Source organism: Photobacterium sanctipauli (assembly GCF_003026495.1).
Classification (GTDB): Bacteria; Pseudomonadota; Gammaproteobacteria; order Enterobacterales; family Vibrionaceae; genus Photobacterium; species Photobacterium sanctipauli.
The window spans coordinates 40507-64183 of record NZ_PYMA01000023.1; the positions used below are offsets into that span (position 1 = coordinate 40507).

General features: G+C 54.0%; 21 protein-coding genes. 11 read left to right on the forward strand and 10 right to left on the reverse strand.

From position 1 onward, the window contains the following. The first annotated feature begins 7 nt into the window (after window positions 1-7). From atpA to C9I98_RS24000, 9 genes are all read left to right on the forward strand, one after another. Window positions 8-1549 (forward strand): F0F1 ATP synthase subunit alpha, encoded by a 1542-nt coding sequence (gene atpA, locus C9I98_RS23960; RefSeq protein WP_036818794.1) that lies wholly within the window; start codon window positions 8-10, stop codon window positions 1547-1549. 44 nt (window positions 1550-1593) lie between these two features. After that, the gene (atpG, locus tag C9I98_RS23965; RefSeq protein ID WP_036818792.1) at window positions 1594-2460 is read left to right on the forward strand and encodes a F0F1 ATP synthase subunit gamma; all 867 of its coding nucleotides are present in this window, start codon (window positions 1594-1596) and stop codon (window positions 2458-2460) included. Window positions 2461-2492: 32 nt separating this feature from the next. Then, on the forward strand, window positions 2493-3899 hold the full coding sequence (atpD, locus tag C9I98_RS23970) for a F0F1 ATP synthase subunit beta (RefSeq protein ID WP_036818790.1): 1407 nt from the start codon (window positions 2493-2495) through the stop codon (window positions 3897-3899). A gap of 17 nt (window positions 3900-3916) precedes the next feature. Then, window positions 3917-4339 (forward strand): F0F1 ATP synthase subunit epsilon, encoded by a 423-nt coding sequence (locus C9I98_RS23975; protein WP_036818788.1) that lies wholly within the window; start codon window positions 3917-3919, stop codon window positions 4337-4339. 226 nt (window positions 4340-4565) lie between these two features. Continuing rightward, entirely contained in the window at window positions 4566-5927 is a 1362-nt protein-coding gene (glmU, locus tag C9I98_RS23980; RefSeq protein WP_107272560.1) for a bifunctional UDP-N-acetylglucosamine diphosphorylase/glucosamine-1-phosphate N-acetyltransferase GlmU, read from the forward strand. 229 nt (window positions 5928-6156) lie between these two features. Then, window positions 6157-6924, forward strand: coding sequence for a DeoR/GlpR family DNA-binding transcription regulator (locus C9I98_RS23985; protein WP_036826095.1), 768 nt, complete (start codon window positions 6157-6159; stop codon window positions 6922-6924). A gap of 21 nt (window positions 6925-6945) precedes the next feature. Next, a complete protein-coding gene (gene glmS / locus C9I98_RS23990) occupies window positions 6946-8778 on the forward strand; it encodes a glutamine--fructose-6-phosphate transaminase (isomerizing) (RefSeq protein ID WP_107272561.1) in 1833 nt (610 codons plus the stop codon). 306 nt (window positions 8779-9084) lie between these two features. Further along, window positions 9085-9462 carry a helix-turn-helix transcriptional regulator gene (locus C9I98_RS23995; RefSeq protein WP_036824974.1) on the forward strand — a complete coding sequence of 126 codons (378 nt, stop codon included), beginning with the start codon at window positions 9085-9087 and terminating at the stop codon, window positions 9460-9462. Window positions 9463-9713: 251 nt separating this feature from the next. Next, window positions 9714-10076: a helix-turn-helix transcriptional regulator gene (locus C9I98_RS24000; RefSeq protein WP_036824976.1), complete on the forward strand. Its 363-nt coding sequence runs from the start codon at window positions 9714-9716 to the stop codon at window positions 10074-10076. Between the two features lie 56 nt (window positions 10077-10132). On the opposite strand, the gene ilvA is transcribed toward C9I98_RS24000, so the two are convergent. The 5 genes from ilvA to ilvG all read right to left on the reverse strand — a co-directional run bounded on the left by ilvA (window position 10133) and on the right by ilvG (window position 16452). Then, window positions 10133-11686 carry a threonine ammonia-lyase, biosynthetic gene (gene ilvA / locus C9I98_RS24005; protein WP_107272573.1) on the reverse strand — a complete coding sequence of 518 codons (1554 nt, stop codon included), beginning with the start codon at window positions 11684-11686 and terminating at the stop codon, window positions 10133-10135. Between the two features lie 6 nt (window positions 11687-11692). Further along, window positions 11693-13534 carry a dihydroxy-acid dehydratase gene (gene ilvD, locus C9I98_RS24010; protein ID WP_107272562.1) on the reverse strand — a complete coding sequence of 614 codons (1842 nt, stop codon included), beginning with the start codon at window positions 13532-13534 and terminating at the stop codon, window positions 11693-11695. Between the two features lie 63 nt (window positions 13535-13597). Continuing rightward, the gene (gene ilvE / locus C9I98_RS24015; RefSeq protein WP_036826114.1) at window positions 13598-14536 is read right to left on the reverse strand and encodes a branched-chain-amino-acid transaminase; all 939 of its coding nucleotides are present in this window, start codon (window positions 14534-14536) and stop codon (window positions 13598-13600) included. Window positions 14537-14557: 21 nt separating this feature from the next. Next, window positions 14558-14806: an acetolactate synthase 2 small subunit gene (ilvM, locus tag C9I98_RS24020; RefSeq protein ID WP_036826113.1), complete on the reverse strand. Its 249-nt coding sequence runs from the start codon at window positions 14804-14806 to the stop codon at window positions 14558-14560. Then, a complete protein-coding gene (ilvG, locus tag C9I98_RS24025; RefSeq protein WP_107272563.1) occupies window positions 14806-16452 on the reverse strand; it encodes an acetolactate synthase 2 catalytic subunit in 1647 nt (548 codons plus the stop codon). Before ilvG ends, ilvM begins: the two co-directional genes overlap by 1 nt. Window positions 16453-16857: 405 nt before the next feature. On the opposite strand from ilvG, the gene C9I98_RS24030 reads away from it, so the two are divergent. Then, window positions 16858-18384, forward strand: a complete 1527-nt coding sequence (locus tag C9I98_RS24030; RefSeq protein WP_036820635.1) for a YifB family Mg chelatase-like AAA ATPase — start codon at window positions 16858-16860, stop codon at window positions 18382-18384. Window positions 18385-18451: 67 nt separating this feature from the next. Here C9I98_RS24030 and C9I98_RS24035 read toward each other — a convergent pair whose 3' ends face one another. The 5 genes from C9I98_RS24035 to C9I98_RS24055 form a co-directional block, all read right to left on the reverse strand. Then, the gene (locus C9I98_RS24035) at window positions 18452-19054 is read right to left on the reverse strand and encodes a thiol:disulfide interchange protein DsbA/DsbL (protein ID WP_036820638.1); all 603 of its coding nucleotides are present in this window, start codon (window positions 19052-19054) and stop codon (window positions 18452-18454) included. Between the two features lie 52 nt (window positions 19055-19106). Further along, complete coding sequence (locus C9I98_RS24040) at window positions 19107-20096, reverse strand: serine/threonine protein kinase (protein WP_036820641.1); 990 nt, start codon at window positions 20094-20096, stop codon at window positions 19107-19109. 172 nt (window positions 20097-20268) lie between these two features. Then, on the reverse strand, window positions 20269-21690 hold the full coding sequence (ccoG, locus tag C9I98_RS24045; RefSeq protein WP_107272564.1) for a cytochrome c oxidase accessory protein CcoG: 1422 nt from the start codon (window positions 21688-21690) through the stop codon (window positions 20269-20271). 249 nt (window positions 21691-21939) lie between these two features. After that, entirely contained in the window at window positions 21940-22206 is a 267-nt protein-coding gene (locus tag C9I98_RS24050) for a YihD family protein (protein ID WP_036825643.1), read from the reverse strand. 131 nt (window positions 22207-22337) lie between these two features. Continuing rightward, window positions 22338-22520, reverse strand: coding sequence for a hypothetical protein (locus C9I98_RS24055; protein ID WP_036825646.1), 183 nt, complete (start codon window positions 22518-22520; stop codon window positions 22338-22340). Between the two features lie 345 nt (window positions 22521-22865). Between C9I98_RS24055 and C9I98_RS24060 the strand changes: the two genes are divergently transcribed. Next, on the forward strand, window positions 22866-23543 hold the full coding sequence (locus tag C9I98_RS24060; RefSeq protein WP_107272565.1) for a FadR/GntR family transcriptional regulator: 678 nt from the start codon (window positions 22866-22868) through the stop codon (window positions 23541-23543). Window positions 23544-23677 lie beyond the last annotated feature (134 nt).

Genomic DNA, 23677 nt, shown 5'->3' on the forward strand with positions numbered 1-23677 from the left:
TTGGAGCATGCAACTTAATTCCACGGAAATTAGCGAACTTATCAAGCAGCGTATTGAAAATTTCAACGTTGTTAGTGAAGCGCGCAACGAAGGTACTATCGTTTCGGTAAGCGACGGTATCATTCGTATCCATGGCCTTGCAGACGTAATGCAAGGTGAAATGATTGAATTACCTGGTGGCCGTTTTGCACTGGCACTTAACCTTGAGCGTGACTCGGTTGGTGCGGTTGTAATGGGCCCATATGCCGACCTTCAGGAAGGCATGAAAGTAACGGGTACTGGTCGTATTCTTGAAGTACCAGTAGGCCCTGCGCTACTAGGCCGCGTAGTGAACACACTGGGTGAGCCAATTGACGGTAAAGGTCCAATCGAAACAGAGACGTTCTCTCCTGTTGAAGTGATTGCACCGGGCGTTATCGACCGTAAATCTGTTGATCAGCCAGTTCAGACTGGTTACAAGGCAGTTGACTCGATGATCCCAATCGGCCGTGGCCAGCGTGAGTTGGTTATCGGTGACCGCCAGACGGGTAAAACGGCGATGGCTATCGATGCCATCATCAACCAGAAGAACTCTGGTATTTACTCTGTTTACGTTGCTATCGGTCAGAAGGCGTCAACTATCGCCAACGTAGTACGTAAGCTTGAAGAGCACGGCGCGCTGGAAAACACCATTGTGGTTGTTGCTTCTGCGTCAGAAGCTGCTGCCCTGCAATACCTAGCACCGTACGCAGGTTGTGCAATGGGTGAGTACTTCCGTGACCGTGGTGAAGATGCACTGATCGTATACGATGACCTGTCTAAGCAGGCTGTTGCTTACCGTCAGATCTCACTATTGCTACGCCGTCCGCCGGGTCGTGAAGCATTCCCAGGTGACGTTTTCTACCTCCACTCACGTCTACTAGAGCGTGCAGCTCGCGTAAACGAGAACTACGTAGAGAAATTCACCAACGGTGAAGTGAAGGGCCGTACCGGTTCTTTGACTGCGCTTCCGATCATCGAAACGCAAGCAGGTGACGTATCGGCATTCGTACCGACCAACGTTATCTCTATCACCGATGGTCAGATCTTCCTACAGACAGAGCTATTCAACGCCGGTATCCGCCCAGCGGTTGACCCAGGTATCTCTGTATCGCGTGTAGGTGGTTCTGCTCAGACCAAGATCATCAAGAAGCTGTCGGGTGGTATCCGTACCGCACTTGCACAGTACCGTGAACTAGCGGCTTTCGCCCAGTTCTCGTCTGACCTTGATGAAGCAACGAAGAAACAGCTTGATCACGGTCAGAAAGTAACTGAGCTGATGAAGCAGAAGCAGTACGCGCCAATGTCTGTATTTGAGCAGGCTCTGGTAATCTTTGCTGCTGAGAAAGGCTACTTGAACGACATCGAGCTAACTAAGCTTGCTGACTTCGAAGCTGCGTTGCTTTCATACGCCAAAGGTCACTATGCTGAGCTAGTGTCTCAGGTTGATGAAACGGGTGCTTGGAACAACGAAATCGAAACTCAGTTCGTGAAACTGGTTGAAGATTTCAAAGCGACCCAGACTTGGTAATTGGTTGGTGGTCGCTTGCGATCACCTACTAACGGAGAGTAACGATGGCCGGCGCAAAAGAGATTCGTAACAAGATCGGTAGTGTTAAAAACACTCAGAAGATCACTAAAGCGATGGAAATGGTGGCTGCGTCTAAGATGCGTAAAACGCAAGACGCAATGGAGTCATCACGCCCATACGCACAAACTATGCGCAAAGTGATCGGTCATATCGCCCTTGGTAGCCTTGAGTATAAGCACCCTTATCTTGAGGAGCGCGAAGCCAAGCGCGTAGGTTACATCATTGTTTCTACTGACCGCGGTCTGTGTGGCGGCTTGAACATCAACTTGTTCAAGCAGGCGATGACAGATATCCAAGGTTGGTCTGAAAAGGGCGCTGAAATCGACCTGGCACTGGTTGGTGCCAAGGCGACAGCCTTTTTCAACAGCTATGGCGGTAACGTACTGGCACAGGTTTCTGGCCTGGGCGACAACCCATCGGTTGATGAGTTGATCGGTACTGTTGGCGTGATGCTGAAGAAATATGATGAAGGCCAACTGGATCGCCTGTACCTGGTTTACAACAAGTTTGTAAATACCATGGTTCAGGAACCAGTGATCGATCAATTGCTGCCTTTGCCTAAGTCGGAAGATGAAGAAATGCAGCGCAGCCACGCTTGGGACTACATTTATGAGCCTGAGCCTAAAGCCCTGCTAGATACCCTGTTGGTTCGCTATGTCGAATCTCAGGTGTACCAGGGTGTTGTCGAAAACCTTGCCAGTGAGCAAGCGGCACGAATGGTTGCGATGAAAGCAGCAACAGATAATGCAGGAAACTTGATTGACGAACTGCAGCTTGTGTACAACAAGGCCCGTCAGGCCGCGATCACACAAGAACTGTCAGAAATCGTTTCTGGTGCATCTGCTGTTTAAGGCAAAGAATTAATAAGTTTAGAGGATTAACGATGGCTACAGGTAAGATCGTACAGATCATCGGTGCGGTAGTCGACGTAGAGTTTCCGCAGGACTCTGTACCACAGGTATACGATGCCCTTCACGTTGATGCGAAAGAAAACGGTACGCTAGTACTGGAAGTTCAGCAGCAGCTTGGCGGTGGTGTTGTTCGTGGTATCGCTATGGGTACTTCTGATGGCTTACGTCGTGGTTTGTCTGTTGAAAATACAGGCCGCCCAATTGAGGTTCCAGTTGGTAACGCGACACTAGGACGTATCATGAACGTTCTGGGTCAACCAATTGATGAGTGTGGTGAGATCGGTGAGAAAGAGCGTTACGCTATTCACCGTGAAGCGCCAAGCTACGAAGAGCAGTCAAATGCGACTGAGCTACTAGAAACAGGTGTTAAGGTTATCGACCTGATTTGTCCATTCGCTAAGGGTGGTAAAATCGGCCTGTTCGGTGGTGCGGGTGTAGGTAAGACCGTAAACATGATGGAGCTGATCAACAACATCGCGCTTCAGCACTCAGGTCTTTCTGTATTCGCCGGTGTTGGTGAGCGTACCCGTGAAGGTAACGATTTCTACTACGAGATGCAGGAAGCAGGCGTTGTTAACGTTGAAAACCCTGAAGAATCGAAAGTAGCAATGGTTTACGGCCAGATGAACGAGCCACCAGGTAACCGTCTACGTGTTGCACTGACTGGTCTAACAATGGCTGAGCGTTTCCGTGACGAAGGCCGTGACGTTCTTCTGTTCATCGATAACATCTACCGTTACACCCTTGCGGGTACAGAGGTATCGGCACTACTAGGCCGTATGCCATCTGCGGTAGGTTACCAGCCAACGCTTGCAGAAGAGATGGGTGTACTTCAGGAGCGTATTACATCGACCAAGACAGGCTCTATCACGTCTGTTCAGGCGGTATACGTACCTGCGGATGACTTGACTGACCCATCGCCGGCGACAACGTTCGCCCACCTTGATGCGACAGTTGTACTTTCTCGTCAGATCGCTTCTCTGGGTCTATACCCGGCGATTGACCCGCTAGATTCAACATCTCGTATGCTTGATCCGCTAGTGGTTGGTCAGGAGCACTACGACATCGCGCGTGGCGTTCAGAGCTTGCTTCAGCGCTACAAAGAGCTGAAAGACATCATTGCAATCCTAGGTATGGACGAGCTGTCTGAAGAAGATAAGCAGGCTGTATCTCGTGCACGTAAGATTGAGCGTTTCCTAACTCAGCCTTACCACGTTGCTGAAGTCTTCACTGGCGACCCAGGTATCTACGTATCGCTGAAAGATACGCTACGTAGCTTCAAAGGCCTTCTAGCGGGCGAATACGACGATATCCCAGAGCAGGCATTCATGTACTGCGGTGCGATTGAAGACGTATTGGAAAACGCGAAGAAGCTTTAAGCTAAGTAGGAGGCGACATGGCAGCGATAACCTTCCATCTGGACGTAGTAAGCGCAGAGAAAAAACTGTTCTCTGGCCGTGCTGAAGATATCCAGGTGACCGGTAGCGAAGGTGAACTGGGTATTCACGCAGGACACACACCGCTGCTGACCGCTATCACGCCGGGTATGGTTCGAATCACTAAGCAGCATGGCGAAGAAGAGGTTATTTACCTTTCTGGCGGCATGCTGGAAGTTCAACCAAATACCGTCACGGTATTGGCTGACACCGCGATCCGCGGTGAAGATTTGGACGCAGCGAAAGCGGAAGAAGCGAAACGTCAGGCTGAGGAGCGTATCCACAACCAGCATGGCGATATCGACTTTGCTCAAGCGGCCAGTGACCTGGCTAAGGCGATTGCTCAGCTACGAGTCATCGAGCTGACCAAGAAAGCGCGTTAATCAGGCGCATGACGCAAAAAAGCGACCCTAGGGTCGCTTTTTTTATGCCTGCTATTTGCCGTGGGTAGTGTTTTTACCTAGCCGGCCGGGGTTTTCACTACCCTCTTTGTTTTTTTGCAAGTTATTACTCGCAAAAAACTAACTATTTCCCTTAACCGGACCGGGCTCAGCCGTTACAATGCGGGCAGTATTGTTTTTAATTATGCATCAAGAGGGATAATCCATCATGAGCTTCAGCGCTGTGATCCTAGCGGCGGGCAAAGGAACCCGTATGTACTCGAACCTGCCGAAGGTACTCCATACCTTGGCGGGCAAGCCAATGGCAAAGCACGTGATCGATACCTGTGCGGGACTGGGGGCAAACCAGATCCACTTGGTATATGGCCACGGTGGCGATCAAATGCAGTCGGTATTGGCAGACGAGCCGGTTAACTGGGTATTGCAGGCAGAGCAGTTGGGCACGGGCCATGCGGTAAACCAGGCATGCCCTGCGATAGCTGATGATGAGAAGGTGCTGATCCTGTACGGTGACGTTCCCTTGATCAGCTCTGAAACCCTAGATAACCTGCTGGATGCCCAGCCTAGCGGCGGTATTGCGCTGCTGACCGTTGTGCTTGACGATCCGACAGGCTATGGCCGTATCGTGCGTCGCAACGGCCCGGTAGTGGCGATTGTGGAGCAGAAAGATGCCACCGAAGAGCAGAAGCTGATCAAGGAAATCAACACCGGTGTGATGGTTGCCAATGGCGGCGATCTGAAGCGCTGGTTGGCGGCATTGAAGAACGATAACGCCCAGGGCGAGTACTACCTGACGGATATTATTGAAGCGGCGCACAACGAGGGCCGTGCGGTGGAAGCGGTGCACCCTGTACGCGCCATCGAGGTCGAAGGGGTAAACAACCGTATCCAACTGGCCAAGCTGGAGCGTGCTTTCCAGGCCATGCAGGCTGAGCGCCTGTTGGAGCAAGGCGTGATGCTGCGCGACCCAAGCCGTTTCGACTTACGCGGTGAGCTGCAGTGCGGTACCGACGTTGAAATCGATGTTAATGTGATCATCGAAGGTAGCGTGTCACTGGGCAACAACGTGGTCATTGGTGCTGGCTCGGTACTCAAGGACTGTGAAATCGACGACAACACCATTGTGCGCCCATACAGCGTGATTGAAGGGGCGACGGTAGGTGAAGATTGTACCGTGGGTCCATTTACCCGCCTACGCCCTGGTGCGGAGCTGGTGGGCGACTCGCATGTCGGCAACTTCGTGGAAATGAAGAAGGCGCGCTTGGGCCAGGGTTCGAAAGCCAACCACCTGACCTACCTTGGCGATGCTGAAATTGGCGATCGCGTTAATATCGGTGCCGGTACCATTACCTGTAACTACGACGGTGCCAACAAATTCAAGACCGAGATCGAAGATGATGTGTTTGTCGGCTCGGATACCCAGCTGATCGCCCCGGTTAAGATTGCCAAGGGGGCAACCATCGGTGCCGGTGCGACCATCAACCGCAATATCGGTGAGGGTGAGTTAGTGATCACTCGTGCGCCAGCCCGTACAATTAAAGGCTGGAAGCGCCCGGTTAAGCAGAAATAACCACTTGGCTTACTAAGTATCGGATAGCAAAGGCAAGGGAGCTCCCTTGCCTTTTTTCGTCGTGGCCACCCCTCTCCTCTCTCCCCCTTTTTACAAATTTGCTTATAACATAGCGTTATATTGCTGCTTCTTTTTTAATAAAAATTAATTGTACTTGCTTGATCAAAAAAGTTTTGATCTGCTACCATTTCTTTCAGTTCGAAACTTATAGCTATCGGTTCGTAATTGAATGTCTAAACGTAATACCCAGCAGCGTCGCCATGCCATTGCCGTTGTGGTCAATGAGCAAGGTGAAGTGAGCGTTGATGCCCTGGCCAAACAATTTACCACCTCGGAAGTCACTATCCGCAAAGACCTAGCCACCTTGGAAAAAGGCGGCTTGCTATTGCGTCGTTATGGTGGCGCGGTTGCCATCCCGACTGAAATGGTGGCCGATGTCGAGGAAAATGTTTCGGTTCGTAAGTTAGCGATTGCCAAAGCGGCAGCAGCCCGTATCCGCGACCATAACCGGATCATTATCGATAGCGGCAGTACGACGGCGAGCCTGATCAGCCTGCTCAACGACAAGCATGGCCTGATTGTGATGACCAACTCGCTCAATGTCGCCAATGCCCTCAACGAGCTGGAAAACGAGCCCACCTTGCTGATGACGGGCGGGACATGGGATCCCCATTCGGAAGCCTTCCAAGGCCAAGTGGCCGAATCGGTATTGCGTTCTTATGACTTTGATCAGCTTTTTATTGGTGCGGACGGGATCGACACCGCTCGAGGTACTACAACTTTTAATGAGCTGGTGGGATTGAGCCGGGTAATGGCGGAGGTATCCCGTGAGGTGGTGGTGATGGTCGAGTCCAGCAAGATCGGTCGCAAAATTCCGAACCTGGAGCTGCCATGGGGCAATATTAGCACCCTGATCACCGACGACGGCCTTGATGGCGACGCGAAACAACAGATTGAACAGCATGGCGTACAGGTGATCTGTGCGGCGGCGGAATAAAACTTTAGGAGCAAATTGATTATGTGTGGGATTGTTGGCGCAGTAGCACAGCGTGATGTCGCTGAAATTCTGGTAGAGGGCTTACGCCGCCTTGAGTACCGTGGCTATGACTCAGCCGGTGTCGCGGTTGTGGATAGCGAGGCTAACCTAACCCGCGTGCGCCGCCTTGGCAAGGTGCAGGAATTGGCGGATGCCGTAGAGGCGGCAGATGTGGTTGGCGGTACGGGTATCGCCCACACCCGCTGGGCGACCCACGGCGAGCCGTCCGAGGCCAATGCCCACCCGCACATGTCCGGTGATATTGCCATTGTTCACAACGGTATTATCGAAAACCACGAAGAGTTGCGTGAAATGCTGGTTGAGCGCGGCTACGTGTTTTCCTCGCAAACCGATACCGAAGTGATTGCCCATTTGGTCGAGTGGGAGCTGCGCAGCTCGGCAAGCTTGGTGGAGGCCGTGCAAAAAACCGCGAAGCAGTTGGAAGGTGCCTACGGTACCGTTGCCCTTGATCGCAAAGACCCATCCCGCGTGGTGGTAGCGCGTTCTGGCAGCCCTATCGTGATTGGTTTCGGCGTCGGTGAAAACTTCCTGGCGTCTGATCAGCTGGCGCTGCTCAATGTTACCCGCCGCTTTATGTACCTGGAAGAAGGCGATGTGGCAGAAATTACCCGCCGTGAGGTAACGGTATTTGATGCGACTGGTGAGCGTGTCGAGCGTGAAATTGCCGAGTCCAATGCCGAGCATGATGCCGGCGACAAGGGCCAATACCGCCACTTCATGCAAAAAGAAATTTACGAGCAGCCAACCGCGCTGATCAACACCATGGAAGGCCGCATCACCGCCGACAGCGTGGTAACGGAGTCTATCGGTGTGAATGCCGCGGAAATCCTGAGCAAGGTTGAGCATGTCCAGATCGTGGCATGTGGTACGTCTTATAATGCAGGTATGACAGCCCGCTATTGGTTCGAGGACTTGGCTGGGGTTAGCTGTGATGTCGAGATCGCGTCTGAGTTCCGCTACCGCAAGTTCGTCACCCGTCCGAATAGCTTGTTGATCACCCTTTCTCAGTCGGGTGAGACGGCCGATACCCTAGCGGCACTTCGCCTGGCGAAGGAAAAAGGCTACATGGCGGCGATGACGATTTGTAACGTAGCCGGCTCTTCGTTGGTTCGCGAGTCTGATTTTGCCTTTATGACCCGTGCCGGGGTCGAGATTGGCGTGGCATCAACCAAGGCCTTTACTACCCAGCTATCGGCACTGCTGATGCTGGTTACCGCACTGGGCAAGCAGAAAGCACTGATTGGTGCGGAGAAAGAGCAAGAGATTGTTGAGGCACTGCATGCGTTGCCGAAACAGATCAATGCCGCGCTGTCATTTGAGAAGGAAATCGAGGCGCTGGCCGAGGATTTTGCCGATAAGCACCATACCCTATTCCTTGGCCGTGGCGAGTTCTACCCAATCGCGATGGAAGCATCCCTGAAGCTAAAGGAGATCTCCTATATCCACGCTGAGGCGTATGCTGCCGGTGAGCTCAAACATGGCCCGCTGGCGCTTATCGACGCCGATATGCCGGTTGTCGTGGTGGCGCCAAGCAACGAGCTGCTGGAGAAGCTGAAGTCGAACATCGAAGAAGTGCGTGCCCGCGGCGGCTTGCTGTATGTCTTTGCGGATGCGGATGCGGGCTTCGAGGCGGATGAGACCATGAAGATCATCACCATGCCGCATGTAAGCGAGATCACAGCACCTATCTACTACACGATCCCGATGCAGCTGTTGTCGTACTACGTGGCCCTGATCAAGGGTACGGATGTCGACCAACCTCGCAACCTGGCCAAAGCGGTAACGGTTGAGTAAGTAGCGAGGTTGTCTAATAAATAAGACGATTCTCACTTTTAAGAAAAGGCACCCTGAGCGGTGCCTTTTTTCTATTTTGTTAACCCTGAGGTCTACTATCTAGACAGAGGTGGTGGTTTTTTGCGAAATAAGAAATATAGGCACCAAGATCACGTTTTGCGAATCAATTTACAATTCATATTGAGAGGGTGTTTTTTAAGTTTTTGTTTTTGGTTGATTTTAAGTGTTTTTGTCAAGTTGGCTTATGTTGTGCAATCCAGTAATGAAAGCTAGGCGTTATTCATTTTGGTGTATTGGAGGTAAGACATGACAGATCCTAAAGCCCAAATTGCTGCTCGTATCAAAGAGGCCCGAGAGTGGAAGGGGTTGACGCAAGTTCACATGGCCCAGCAACTGAAAGTTGCGCGGCAAACCTATCTAGATTTGGAAACGGGAAAGACCGAGCCAAAAGTGAGGGTGCTATCTGAAATTTCGGAGATCACCGAGCGACCGCTGACCTGGTTCGTCTATGGCGACGAGGGGATAGAAATTCTCGAAAGCGAATACAAAGAGGAAATTGATCGCCTTTTGCAGTATTTCAGCCGCCTGCCCCACTCGGCCAGGAATGTGATTTTGCAGCAAAGTATTAACCTTGCCGGTTTTATGGCGGAGTATACCCGCGCATTGACGCAGAAAGACAGATAGCAAAGCAAAATGCCAATGTGCTGCTTGTTGGTATGCGTCGACTTGTATACATAGATATGCAAGCAAAAAACCAAATTGTCTGCTTTGGTAGACATTGAATGTATAGATTCACGTTTTATGCGTATTTGCCGTGAATTATGGTGATTCTGTTAGATAATTTGCTGCTTTTTCAATGTTATGACACTGCTGAATATCACAATTTGCAGCGCCATGGTGGATGAAAAGGACGAATAATTAACAGAGGATAATCCATGGAAATCGCGAAGTCGCAAATAGCATCCAAGATCCGTGAGGCGCGCGAATGGAAAGAATTATCTCAAGTAGTGATGGCCAAGAAGCTTGATATTGCACGGCAGACGTATTTGGACCTTGAATCGGGCAAAACCGAACCGAGGATCACGACCCTGCTGAAAATTGCATTGTTGACTGGCCGTCCCCTTGAGTGGTTCATTGGCGATATCATGGTCGAGCAAGGGCAAGATAACGGCAGCCACTACTGGCAGCAGTTGTCCAACCTGTATGGCAAGTTGCCCGAGCCATTGCAAACCGAGATGCTGAAATCTCACCTAAACCAGGTGCAAGCCTGTATTGACTATATTTCTGCCCCCAAGTGACAGAAATACAAAAGCAGCCCTTAGGCTGCTTTTTAAGTTATGTGCTGCCGAGTTGCTTACTGGGCCAAGAAGAACTGGTAAGCAGGGTTGGCGGTTTCATCCTTCCACTGGTAGCCAAGCTCACGCAGGTGGCTGGTGAACGATAGCAAGTCTTTTTCTTCCAGCTCGAACCCGCACAATACCCGGCCATAATCGGCACCGTGGTTACGGTAGTTGAACAAGCTGATATTCCAGTGGGTGCCTAGGGTGTTGAGGAACTTCAACAAAGCGCCCGGGTACTCGGGAAACTCAAAGCTGTACAGGCGCTCATTGAGCGGTTTGGCCGGCCGGCCACCAATCATGTAGCGCACGTGAACCTTGGCCATTTCATCGTCTGACAGGTCGACGACCGGGTAGCCGCCCTTGCGCAGATCCTGAATGATGCTGTCGAGCTCTTCCTGCCCCTGCATCAAGCGGACACCGACAAACACATTGGCGAGCGTGTCGTCATTATGGCGGTAGTTGAACTCGGTGACGGCACGGCCGCCCAGGATGTGGCAGAAATCAAGGAACGCCCCCGGACGCTCCGGGATAGTCACCGCCAACAGGCCTTCCCGCTTTTCACCCAGCTCACAGCGCTCAGAAACATAACGCAGGCCGTGGAAGTTTAGGTTGGCGCCCGACAGTACGGCAGCCAGTTGCTTGCCCTGAAGTTGCTCTGCTTCGGCATACTTCTTCAATCCGGCCAGCGACAATGCCCCGGAAGGCTCGGCAATGGCCCGGGTATCCTCGAAAATATCCTTCACGGCCGAGCAAATCTCATCGCTGCTGACCGTGATGGAATCGTCGAGGTACTGTTGGCACAGGCGGAAGGTCTCTTCGCCGATGCGTTTTACCGCCACACCATCAGCAAACATCCCAACCTGATCGAGGGTAACCGGTTGGCCGGCATCCAAGGCGGCATGGAGGCAGGCAGAGTCTTCGGCTTCAACCCCGATGACCTTGATTTGTGGCATGAGCTGCTTGATCAGCACGGCGACACCCGCGGCCAAACCGCCGCCGCCAACCGGGACGAAGATGTAGTCGAGGTGGCCGTTTTGTTGCACCAGCTCAACCCCAATCGTGCCCTGGCCAGCGATGACTGCCGGATGATCGAACGGCGGGATAAAGGTATAGCCGTGCTGGGCGGCCAACGACTCCGCATGGGCCTTGGCTTCGTCGAAATTACCACCGTGCAAGACAACATTGCCGCCGAAGCTGCGTACCGCATCGACCTTGATATCGGGCGTGGTACGCGGCATGACGATAGTGGCCGACACCCCCAAGTGCTTGCCGGACATCGCCAGCCCCTGGGCATGGTTACCCGCGGAGGCGGCAATGACCCCGGCTTGGCGCTGTGCCGGGGTGAGTTGCGCCATCATGTTGTAGGCACCGCGCAACTTGAACGAGTGGACCGGCTGGCGATCCTCGCGCTTGAGTTGTACCTGGTTGCCAATGCGTGCTGCCAAGCGATCCATTCCCTGTAACGGGGTGACTTGCGCCACCTCGTATACTGGTGCTCGGAGGATATCGCGAAGGTAATCGGCTCCGCTTAATAGCTCTACATCCTTGGCCTGGGTTACTTCGCTCATCATGGGTTATCCTTCTAGTTTGGACTTGTCACGTACCGCCCCTTTGTCGGCGCTGGTGGCAAGGTTGGCATAGGCACGCAGGGCAAACGAGACCTCGCGTTGGCGGTCAAGAGGCTTCCAGCCGCGTTGCTCGGTGTCGGCACGGCGCTGGGCCAGTTCGGCATCGTCGACTTGCAGGTCGATGGTGCGGTTCGGGATATCGATGGCAATGGTGTCGCCGTCCTTGATCAAGCCGATAGTACCGCCGTTGGCTGCTTCCGGCGACACGTGGCCAATCGACAAGCCGCTGGTACCGCCTGAGAAACGGCCATCGGTGATCAGGGCGCACTCTTTGCCTAGGCCCATCGACTTCAGGTAGGTGGTCGGGTATAGCATTTCCTGCATGCCCGGGCCGCCCTTCGGACCCTCGTAGCGGATCACCACCACGTCGCCGGCTTTGACCTTGCCCCCCAGAATCCCTTCAACCGCGCTTTCCTGGCTTTCGAATACAATCGCCGGGCCGGTAAAGGTGAGGCAGCTTTCGTCAACGCCCGCGGTTTTCACGATGCAGCCGTCTAGCGCCATGTTGCCGGATAGGACCGCAAGGCCACCGTCTTGGCTGAAGGCGTGCTCCTTATTGCGGATACAGCCGTTTTCACGGTCATCGTCCAGCGTATCCCAGCGGCAATCTTGCGAGAAGGCCTGGGTGGTGCGGATCCCGGCAGGGCCGGCACGGAAGAAGGACTTCACGTCTTCGGATTGTGTCTGGACGATATCGTAGTGCTTGAAGCTTTGGGCGAACTGCTCGCCAAGCACGTTGTAGCACTCGCTGTGGAACAGGCCGGCACGATCCAGCTCTGCCAGAATGCCGTAAACCCCACCAGCGCGGTGGACATCTTCCATGTGGTATTTCTGGGTAGACGGGGCCACCTTACACAAATGGGGAACGCGGCGGGACATACGGTCGATGTCTTCCATGGTGAAATCAATTTCACCTTCTTGTGCCGCGGCCAGCAGGTGCAAGACGGTATTGGTCGAACCGCCCATGGCGATATCCAATGCCATCGCATTCTCAAATGCTTTCTTGGTGGCGATATTGCGCGGTAGCGCGCTTTCGTCGTCTTGCTCATAGTAGCGCTTGGTCAGCTCGACAACACGCTTACCGGCGTTGATAAACAGTTGTTCGCGGTCGGCGTGGGTGGCCAGCATCGACCCGTTGCCTGGCTGGCTTAGGCCCAACGCCTCGGTCAGGCAGTTCATCGAGTTGGCGGTGAACATGCCCGAGCACGAGCCGCACGTTGGGCACGCAGAGCGTTCGATCTGCTCGCTTTGCTCATCGGAAACATTGGGATCGGCACCTTGGATCATGGCATCAACCAGATCAAGCTTAAGGATCTGATCCGACAGCTTGGTCTTGCCTGCTTCCATCGGGCCGCCCGATACGAAGATCACCGGGATATTCAGGCGCAGCGAGGCCATCAGCATTCCCGGGGTGATTTTGTCGCAGTTCGAGATACACACCATGGCGTCGGCACAGTGGGCGTTCACCATGTACTCGACCGAATCGGCGATTAGCTCACGCGAAGGCAGTGAGTACAGCATACCGCCGTGGCCCATCGCGATACCGTCATCAACCGCGATAGTGTTGAATTCTTTGGCAATACCACCCGCTTCTTCGATTTCCCTGGCAACCAGCTGGCCAAGGTCTTTCAGGTGGACGTGGCCCGGAACGAATTGGGTGAAGGAGTTGACGACGGCAATGATTGGCTTACCGAAATCTTCGTCTTTTACGCCTGTGGCGCGCCATAGTGCGCGGGCACCGGCCATGTTACGGCCGTGGGTGGTAGTGGCGGAGCGATACTTGGGCATAACAAAAAAATCCTTTTGCTTTGTTGCTGGCTGCCCGCGGTTTGGCGGGCAGGCATATATTCTTTACTTGGTTTCAGATGGGTAGATTGGGTCTAGCCAACCCCACTTGTCTTCGGTGCTGCCATTGAACAGGCCGAAGTAGGCCTCTTGCACCTGCTTGGTGACTGGGCCGCGTTTGCCTTCGCCGACCGTGATTTGGTCAACAGAGCGTACCGGTACAATCTCGGCCGCGGTGCCGGTCATAAAGATCTCATCGGCAAGGTACAGTGCTTCGCGGGCAATGTTTTCCTCGCGGATCTCATAACCCATTTCTTTGGCGAGGATCATGATGGTGTCGCGGGTGATACCCGGCAGGATGGCACTGGTTGCCGGCGGTGTGGATAGCACGCCATTACGTACCACGAAGATGTTTTCCCCTGCCCCTTCAGACAGGTAGCCGTCCACGCTTAATGCGATACCTTCGGCATAGCCATGGCGGCGCGCTTCACCGCCAACCAGTAGCGACGATAGGTAGTTACCACCGGCCTTGGCCGCGGTAGGGATGGTGTTTGGCGCGGCGCGGTTCCAGCTTGAAATCATGGCATCAACACCGTTTTCCAGTGCTTCTTCGCCCAGGTAGGAACCCCACGGGAAGGCTGCGATGATCAGCTCCATTTCGGTATCGGCCGGCGGGCATACGCCAAGGCCAACGTTGCCGACAAAACCTAGCGGGCGGATATAGGCGGATTCTAGCTTGTTGACGCGAAGGGTCTCGCGGCAGGCTTCCATCAGCTCTTCGGTGCTGTATGGGATCGGGAAGCGGTAGATCTTGGCCGAGTTCTTCAAACGCTCCATGTGCTCTTTGTGACGGAACACTGCAGGACCGTTCGGCGTGTTATAGCAGCGAATGCCTTCGAAGACCGAGGTGCCGTAGTGCATTGCATGGGTCAGTACATGGACATTGGCGTCAGCCCAAGGAACCATTTCACCATTGAACCAGATAAAATCCGCTGTATTTGCCATCTTTTGTTCCTTCCTTAAAAACTAATCTCGGTTTTCTAATAGTGTGGTATCGACGGTACGTATATCCCAAAGCTTCTCGATTTGGTTTAGAAGCGTGGTAATGGGACGATCACTATCTACGATAATATAAATGCTGGCTATCTTGCTCTCGTGATTTTGAGTCGCGTCTACTTTTTTAATAATAAAACCACGGTGACGGATCACCCGCAAAATCCGCTCTAGCAATACTGGCTTATCATTGGCCTTGATGTCGAGTAAATATCTTTCCATTAGGTATTCTCCAGCATGTCTTGGTTTGCGGCGCCCGGCGGAACCAGCGGCCATACATTTTCTTCTTCTGATATAACGACATGCAATAAATAAGAGGTCTTACTTGTCAGCATCTCTTGCAGCGCGGGGCCGACTTCGTCCTTGGTGGTGATGGTCTTGCCCGGGATATCGAACGCTTCCGCCAGTTTGACGAAGTCCGGGTTGTCATCAAGGATAGTTTCGCTATGGCGGCCATCGAAGAACAGCGATTGCCATTGGCGGACCATACCGAGGCGCTGGTTGTTGATCAGGACAATCTTGACCGGGATCTGGCGGCGCTTAAGGGTGCCGAGCTCCTGGATGTTCATCATGATCGAACCGTCGCCGGTGATCAGGATCGATTCATCGTCGGGGCGGGCAACCTTGGCGCCCATTGCGGCAGGCAAACCAAAGCCCATGGTGCCCAGCCCGGCAGAGGTGATGTAGTTTTGCGGGGCGCGCGGCTGGATATGCTGCGCCGCCCACATTTGATGCTGGCCGACATCGGTCGATACCATGCTGCTGTCCGGCATCATGTCCGATAGCTGCTTCAGCAATAGCGGGGCATAGATCAGCTCGCCCGGGTGGTCGTAGCGCCACTTGTTGTCGCGGCGTAGCGTTTCGCTGTATGCCACCCATGGGCTGATATCCTGTGCCAGCTCCAACTGGGGCAGAATCGTATTGATATCGCCGCGAAGCGGTGCGTCGGCGTGGCGCAGCTTGTTGAACTCGGCAGCGTCGATGTCAATGTGAATGACCTTGGCGTTGGGCGCGAAGGTATCTAGCTTGCCTGTCACGCGGTCATCGAAACGGGCGCCGACGACAATCAGCAAGTCACAGTCTTGTACAATGAGGTTGGCTGCCTTGGTGCCGTGCATACCCAGCATGCCCAGATAGTGCGGATCATGGCGCTCGATGGTACCCAGCCCCTTGAGGGTGCTGACCGACGGCATCGGGTTCATTTTCAGGAAGCTGCGTACCGTGTCGGTTGCCTTGGCGATTTGCACCCCGCCGCCCACATACATGACAGGCTTCTTGCTTTGGGACAATACCGCCTGGGCTGCCGCAACCGCCTCGCTAGAGGCAACAGGGATGGCTGGTGGCGTGATGGCCGCGACAATATCCGTTGGTGCTTCGGCCAACTGCACATCCTTGGCAATATCGACAATAACAGGGCCCGGGCGGCCTGCTTTGGCAACCACAAAGGCTTCGGCCAATGTCGGTGCCAACTCGTTGATGTCGGTCACCAGGTAGCTGTGCTTGGTACAGGCCAACGACATGCCGATCACATCCATTTCCTGGAAGGCGTCGGTGCCGATGTGCGAGCTGGCAACCTGGCCGGTGATCGCAACCATCGGTACCGAGTCCAAGAACGCATCGGCAAGGCCGGTCACCAAGTTGGTGGCGCCTGGCCCCGAAGTCGCCATACAAACAGCCACGTCCTGGGTTGCCCGCGCCATGCCGATAGCGGCGATGACGGCACCTTGCTCGTGGCGGCAGAGGATATGCTCGACCCCGCCGTCATAGAGGGCATCGTAGATAGGCATGATCGCGCCACCCGGATAGCCAAAAACTGTTTTTATCCCCTGCTGCTGCAGCGCGTGTACGACTAACTCTGCTCCTGTCATCGCTGCTCTCCCGTTTCCATGCTTGCGATAGTCGCTGATGTCTTTTTCAGCGTATTTCCAGTAAATGTTCAAAAAAAAGCCCCCGTACCGTTCGGTGCGAGGGCTTTTTTGCGTAGTTGTGTTTGTTGCTAATTTACGCCTGCCAGCCCTCGTCGCGGTGAGATAATCACCACGATGACGTTGATAATGAGCACGAGCGCTTTGGCGGTAAATTGCATTGACTGTCTGTCCAGTTTTAATGTTTGTGTTTTGCTTTACCTAAGTGGTAACACAGACATCGCTCGCATGACAAGCAAAAACTGTAAATTATTTTGCAAACTGGCTGCATAAATAGGCTATTGATGAAACCAAACACACTATTTTCATTAACTTAGTTGATTAATCTATCATCAGGGTGATTGTTTCATGAGTCTTGCGATTATCCATAGCCGTGCCTGTGTCGGGGTGAATGCGCCCGCGGTGACCGTGGAGGTCCACATTAGCAACGGAATGCCAGCCCTAACTTTGGTCGGCTTGCCTGAGACCAGTGTCAAGGAGGCCAAGGACAGGGTGCGCAGCGCCATCGTCAATGCCAATTTCGAGTTCCCCTCGCGGCGGATCACGGTGAACCTTGCCCCGGCCGACCTGCCCAAGGAAGGCGGGCGGTTTGATTTGCCCATCGCGTTGGGGATACTGGCAGCTTCCGGTCAAATACCCGCAAACAAGCTGCAAAGTTACGAGTTTTTGGGGGAATTGGCACTTTCTGGCGAGCTTCGTCCGGTCAAGGGGGCGCTGCCGGCGGCACTGGCCGCAAAAAGTGCCGGGCGGTGTCTCATCGTCCCTGATGCCAACGGCGATCAGGTGGGGCTGGTTGCAAGGGAGCAGCATAAGTCGGCCCCGGACTTGCTGGCGGTATGCGGCCAGTTAAATGGCCAGCATAGCCTGCAATTGCGTGCCCGCGAGCACAGCGGGGCTGCCGAGAAACCTTCTGGGCGGGATATGCAAGATATTATCGGCCAGCAGCAGGGCAAGCGGGCGTTGGAGATCGCCGCCGCGGGTGGCCACAATTTGCTGTTTCTCGGGCCGCCGGGAACCGGGAAAACCATGCTGGCCTCGCGGCTGTGTGATTTGTTGCCGGACATGAGTGTTAGCGAGGCGATGGAGACTGCCGCCGTCGCCTCGCTGACCAACCAATCGATCCACGAGGGCAATTGGCGCCAGCGCCCGTTCCGTACTCCCCATCACTCTAGCTCGATGGCCGCCTTGGTCGGCGGTGGTTCGGTACCGCGACCGGGCGAGATTTCGCTGGCCCACAACGGGATCTTGTTTCTCGATGAAATGCCGGAGTTCGAGCGCAAGGTGCTCGACTCGCTTCGCGAGCCATTGGAGTCCGGTGAAATTGTCATATCCCGCGCCACCAGCAAAACAACCTTTCCGGCGCGTTTCCAACTTATCGGGGCGTTGAATCCCAGCCCGACGGGCTATTACGAGGGCAACCAAGCCCGGACCAACCCGCAGGCGATACTACGCTACCTGGGGCGCTTATCCGGCCCCTTGCTTGATAGGTTCGATATGTCGATTGAGATCCCCGCCCTGCCTAGGGGGACATTGGCCGAGGGCGGTGAGCGTGGTGAGCCGAGCAGCCTGATACGCCAGCGGGTGCACTCTGCCAGGGAGACCATGATGGCAAGGGGCAACAAAATCAATGCGCTGCTGTCGACACGGGAGCTGGACACCCATTGCGCGCTGGATAAGGCCGATGCGGAGTTTCTTGAGACGGCGTTGCACCGCTTGGGGCTGTCCATCCGTGCCTACCACCGGATCATCAAGGTGGCCAGAACCATTGCCGACTTGGCTGGCAAGGAGCGGATTGAGCGGGGCCACTTGGCGGAGGCGTTGGGGTATCGGGCGATGGATAGGCTGCTCAAGCAGCTGACGGCGCAGGTGGTGTAGCCGAAAAAACAAAAGGGCCGATTGGCCCTTTTGTGGAAGCGATGGGCCCAATGACCCTTTGAACGCCTTACTTGGTCAGCAGGAAGTTCACTAGCTCGAAGTACTCGTCGGCTGAGCGGATCTTGCCGGTCTGTACCAGGTACTTGTTGTTGACCACTACCGCAGGCACGCCAGTTAGGCCGCTGTCTTGGAACGCCTTGTTAAAGCGGTTTACCATCGAGTTGACGGCGAAGCTGTTGAAGGCGCCGTCGAAGTCTTCGGCACTGACACCTTCATCGATGAACATTTGGCGCAGCTCTTTATCGTTGCGAGGCGGCTTTTGCATGTCGTGCACGCGGGCAAACAGTACCGGGGTCATCTTGTCTTCAACACCCAACACCACGGCTGTGGCGTATGCCTTGCTCATAGATTTACCCATCGCGCCGCCCATGAAAGACACATGGTTCTTCTGTAGTTTGGCATTATCCGGCAGGGTCTTTTTCAGCTGCTGGATCATTGGCTCGAAGCTATTACAGTGCGGGCAGTAGAACGAGAAGAACTCGGTAACCAGCGGGCTGTTGCTTTGTGGCAAGTCCAGTACCTTGTAGTGGTCGCCTTCGTTGAACTTGGCGGCCTGTACCGAGAAAGACAGTAGTGCGACGCTCGCCAGCGCCAGTAGTTTCTTAAACATGTTTCGATTTACTCCCTGATAAAAGACGAAAAATCATTGTTGTTGGTTTTGATTACCATTGAGGCATCAATGATAGTGACGGCTCGTGCAGGGCCGCCAGTTGCTCCTTAAATGCCAGTACCTGCCCTTCCCAGTATTTCGCATCGGCAAACCACGGGAAAGCTTGCGGGAAGGCTGGATCCTGCCAGCGTCGCGCCAGCCAAGCCATATAGTGCACCATTCTAAGACCGCGCAAAGGCTCGATCAGTTTCAATTGGGATTGATCAAAATCCGCAAATTCACTATAGGCTTCCAAAATCGTGTCGAGTTGGGCGATTTGATCGTGGCGCTCGCCGTTGAGCAACATCCATAGGTCTTGCACGGCTGGCCCGTTTCGCGCGTCATCGAGATCGACAAACAGCGGCCCGTCCCGCCACAGGATATTGCCCGGGTGGCAGTCGCCGTGGAGGCGGATAGGCTGCCAGTGGGTGTGCCAGTGTTGCTCGAGCTCATTGATCAGCATGTCGAGATCAGCAAAAAATACCGTTTTGAGGTGCTCGGGAATGAACTCGGCTTGCTCTAGTACCTGCCGCGGCTGGTAGACATACTCTTCCATGCTGACTGTCGGCCGATCGGCAAAAGGTTGTTGCTGCCCGACGCGGTGAATCCGGCCCAGAAAGCGGCCAACCCATTCCAGCTGGTCAAAGTTGTCCACCTCGAACTGGCGGCCGCCAAGGCTTGGGAACAAGGCGAAGCGATGGCCGTTGTGGTGGTGCAGGGTCTGGCCATTGATGGCAATCGGGGCGGCGACAGGGATCTCCTGCTCTGCCAGCTCCAGGGTAAACTGGTGCTCTTCTGCTATTTGGGCATCCGTCCAACGCTGCGGGCGGTAGAATTTGGTCACATAGCGGGCACCGTCTTCGGCGGTGAACTGGTATACCCGATTCTCGTAGCTATTGAGCGCCAACAGCCCGGATTCCGCCCGGATCCCCGTGGTATCGAGGGCATCAAGCAGCAAGTCGGGGCTAAGGTCGGCAAAGCTAAAACCGTTGTGTTGAGTCATTAGACTGGTTCCGCAATAAGAATAATCAATTGCTGTCGAGTATATACCTAATCGCGGGTTCGCGGCAGGGTTCTCTAACTTCCGTGTAAACAATTGCTTGGCCATTGCATCATAATAAAAAAGGGCCGTTGCCGGCCCTATCTTTACACTATTTTGCGTTCAGGCAAGCCGGTTAGCGCAACTCGCCAATGAAGCGGCTCTCGGTACTGAGCTGGACGTCATCGTCGCGGGTCAGGGTGAAAGTGATGTCGGCAATGGGCGATTGCAGCAGGTACGGGTCAACCCCTAGGCTGACAGGCAGGGTGAAGACCTCGCCACCGTCGACGGTGACCGTTTGCGGCCCGTACCACTCAATGTCCTCAATGCCGGACACCGACAGGGTAAAGGTGGCCGATTGCTGGGTTTTGTTGAGGATTTTCAGGGTATAGGTATTCTCTACCAGCCCCGCGTTGTTGATACGGAACAACTGGTTGCGATCACGCAACACATCAAGCCCCATCGGCTGCACCGATGCCAGCAAGTAAAAGAATAGCCCGACCATTGCCACCATGACCCCGCCATAGCCGAGGAGCTTGGGACGCATCACACTGGTTTTGTGGCCTTCGAGCTTATGTTCGGTGGTATAGCTGATCAGGCGTTTTTCGTACCCCATTCTTGCCATGGTTTCGTCGCAGGCATCAACGCAGGCACCGCAGTTGATGCATTCATACTGCAGGCCGTCGCGGATATCTATGCCGGTCGGGCAAACCTGAACACAGAGGTTGCAGTCGATACAGTCGCCGAGCCCAAGGGCTTTCGGATCCTTTTTCCGCGGGCGTGGGCCACGGGTTTCGCCGCGGGCGGTGTCGTAGCCGACAATATAGGTATCTTTATCAAACATGGCCGATTGGAAGCGTGCATACGGGCACATGTGAATGCAGACGATAGAGCGCATCCATCCGGCGTTGGCATAGGTGCAGATGGTAAAGAAAACCACCCAGAACGCGGCCCAAGAGCTGGTGCTGAAGGTGAAGAACTCAATCACCAGGGTCTTGATTGGCAGGAAGTAACCAACAAACGTAAGTCCGGTTACCAGGGCCACGGCCAGCCAGGCGATATGCTTAAGGGTTTTGCGCAGTAGCAATTTGCTGGTGGGCTTTAACGTGTCTTGCTTGCGGCGCTTGTTGGCGGAGCCTTCGAGCTTTTCCTCGAACCAGATATAGATGAAAGTCCAAACGGTTTGCGGGCAAAAATAGCCACACCAGACCCGGCCAAGGAAAGTGGTGACAAAAAATAAGGCAAAGGCCGCAATCATGAACAGGGTTGCGAGCAAGGTGAGATCTTGCGGCCAGAGGGTGGTACCGAAAAAGTTAAATTGCTGCTGGCCGATATCAAGCAAAATGGCCTGGCGGTCACCATAGGGAATCCAGGGGATCCCGAGGAATAAGAGCATCAGCACCCAGCCCATCTTCTGGCGCAGCTGCTGGTAGATCCCCTTGACGGCCCGGACATAGATCCGGTTGTTGGGATTGAAGCGATCGCCCTTCCCTTTGTGGGTGTCGGGGTTGAACGTCTTCGGGGTGATATCCTTTATCTTGATCTTTTCTTGGCTCATGACATTACTTTCCTTGGCTTTCCCCCTGCTACGGGGAAGCTGTCACCGGTACTTTGCCGGGTTGTTGTAATCGTTAAGTTGTAATTGGTAAATAAATGTTACCGCAGCAGTATAACGCAGCCTGTCGCCAGATTACTCTAGCAAGGTCATAGTTTGGGCAGCACGATGTGCTGTACGGGAAGAAGAAGGCGATGGAAAAGCGGGGATAAAGCCTGGCAGGCTGAGCAACCAGCCAGGCTTGGAAGGTAGTTACTTGATGATACCGCGGGCGCGCAGGATCGCGGACTTGAAGTCATCTTCGCAATCTTTGGCAATACCCGGGATCATCTCCTGCTTGTTGCTGTTACGCATTTTCAGGTGGTAAATCAGTACGTCGTCGGTCAGTTCTTCAAGCTTGCCTTCGTATTTGGCTTCTTCTGCCAATTTTAGCAGGAACTCGACCAGGTTCAGATCCGGCTCCTTTAGCCATTCCGGCTGAATGAGCTCGATCAGTTCGTTAACGCGGTGGGTCTTCATAATCTACTCCACAAAATAAAGGCTGAATGAATCGGTTGGATTCTATTGTCATAATTTTAGTAGGGGTAACGGTATAACAAACCTGATCACGATACAAACAAAAGGCAGCCCATGTTGGGCTGCCTTTGGCGTTACGCTGCTTGCTGGCCATTGGCTGGCTTGTGCAGGCTTGGCGTTTTGCTTACCGACTGGGCTGGTAGCTTCTCAACAGTGGCTGTTGGTTGCTTTGCCTTGAACATCGGGGCATGGGAGGTGGTACGCAGGCGTGCTGGGCTGCGTGGTGTACTGGTCCTGACAAAAGAGGTTGGGCGCATTATTCACCTATAGTCAGGCGCTTCCGTGGCCAAAATTAAACTGACATCCCCCGCCTTTTTCTTGTTGGCTGAGCCGTTCCTGTGCAGGGGAAGTGGGTGGGTTGTTTTTTCGCCGCGAGAATAGCAATAAGCTATGCTCAAGTCGAGTGATTATTGACCATTCCGGTGGCGGTTTTTTCCTGTCTAAGTGATATGGGAAGCGATAAATGACGGCGATCCTTTCATCTGTGAAGATAACGGGTTTATCCGAAGATACTTTGTGGTCTAATGCAGCCTTGCTGGCAATAAACGCCTGGCCGGATAGATATGCGACCGGGACGATAACTACAGCCTAGGAGGGAAAAGATGGAACAGGATCAGCAGCGGTTGGTGAACAGCCGTAACTTGTCTTATAAACTGGCCGAGTCCATCGGGCAGCAAATTTTACGCGGCGAGACCGCCCCCGGTGACATCCTGCCCGGCGAAGTGGAGCTTGGCGAAATGTACGGTGTCAGCCGGACGGCGATTCGCGAGGCGATCAAGATGCTTGCCGCCAAGGGGATGGTGTTACCAAGGCCAAGGATTGGAACACGGGTGCTGCCCAAGCGAAACTGGAATTATTTGGATCAAGACTTGCTGGCATGGCTCAACTTTGAGCAGCATGAAGACTTGGTCAGTGAGTTTCAGCGGGTGAGGATCTCGCTGGAGCCGGAAGCGGCGGCATTGACCGCCTTGAATGCCAGCGACGAAGATCGGGCAGAGCTGCAAGCGCTGATGGCAGAGATGCACGCGCTGGGCGAGCAGTTTGATCAGGAGCGGTGGGTCGAGGTCGATACCCGTTTCCACCAGCTTATTTATTTTGCTTCCGGCAACCACTTTATCAGCCCGTTCGGCAACTTGTTCAAGGCCGTGTTTGAAAGCTATTTCCGGGTGATTACCCGCGAGCGTTTGCTGAAGCTAGATATTCACCAGCAAATTGTCGATGGCATCATGACACGGGATCCCGACCTTGCCCGCCAGGCAACCATCGCACTATTGAAATAGCGGGTGCTTGCTCCCAGCTTGAAAAACGAAGCCAAGGCTTCGTTTTTTTGTATCTGAGGCATATCACAGAGGAAGTGGTTGCAGCCATGGTATGTTGTCGGCAATATTAATTGATTTTCATATTCTTGTGCAGT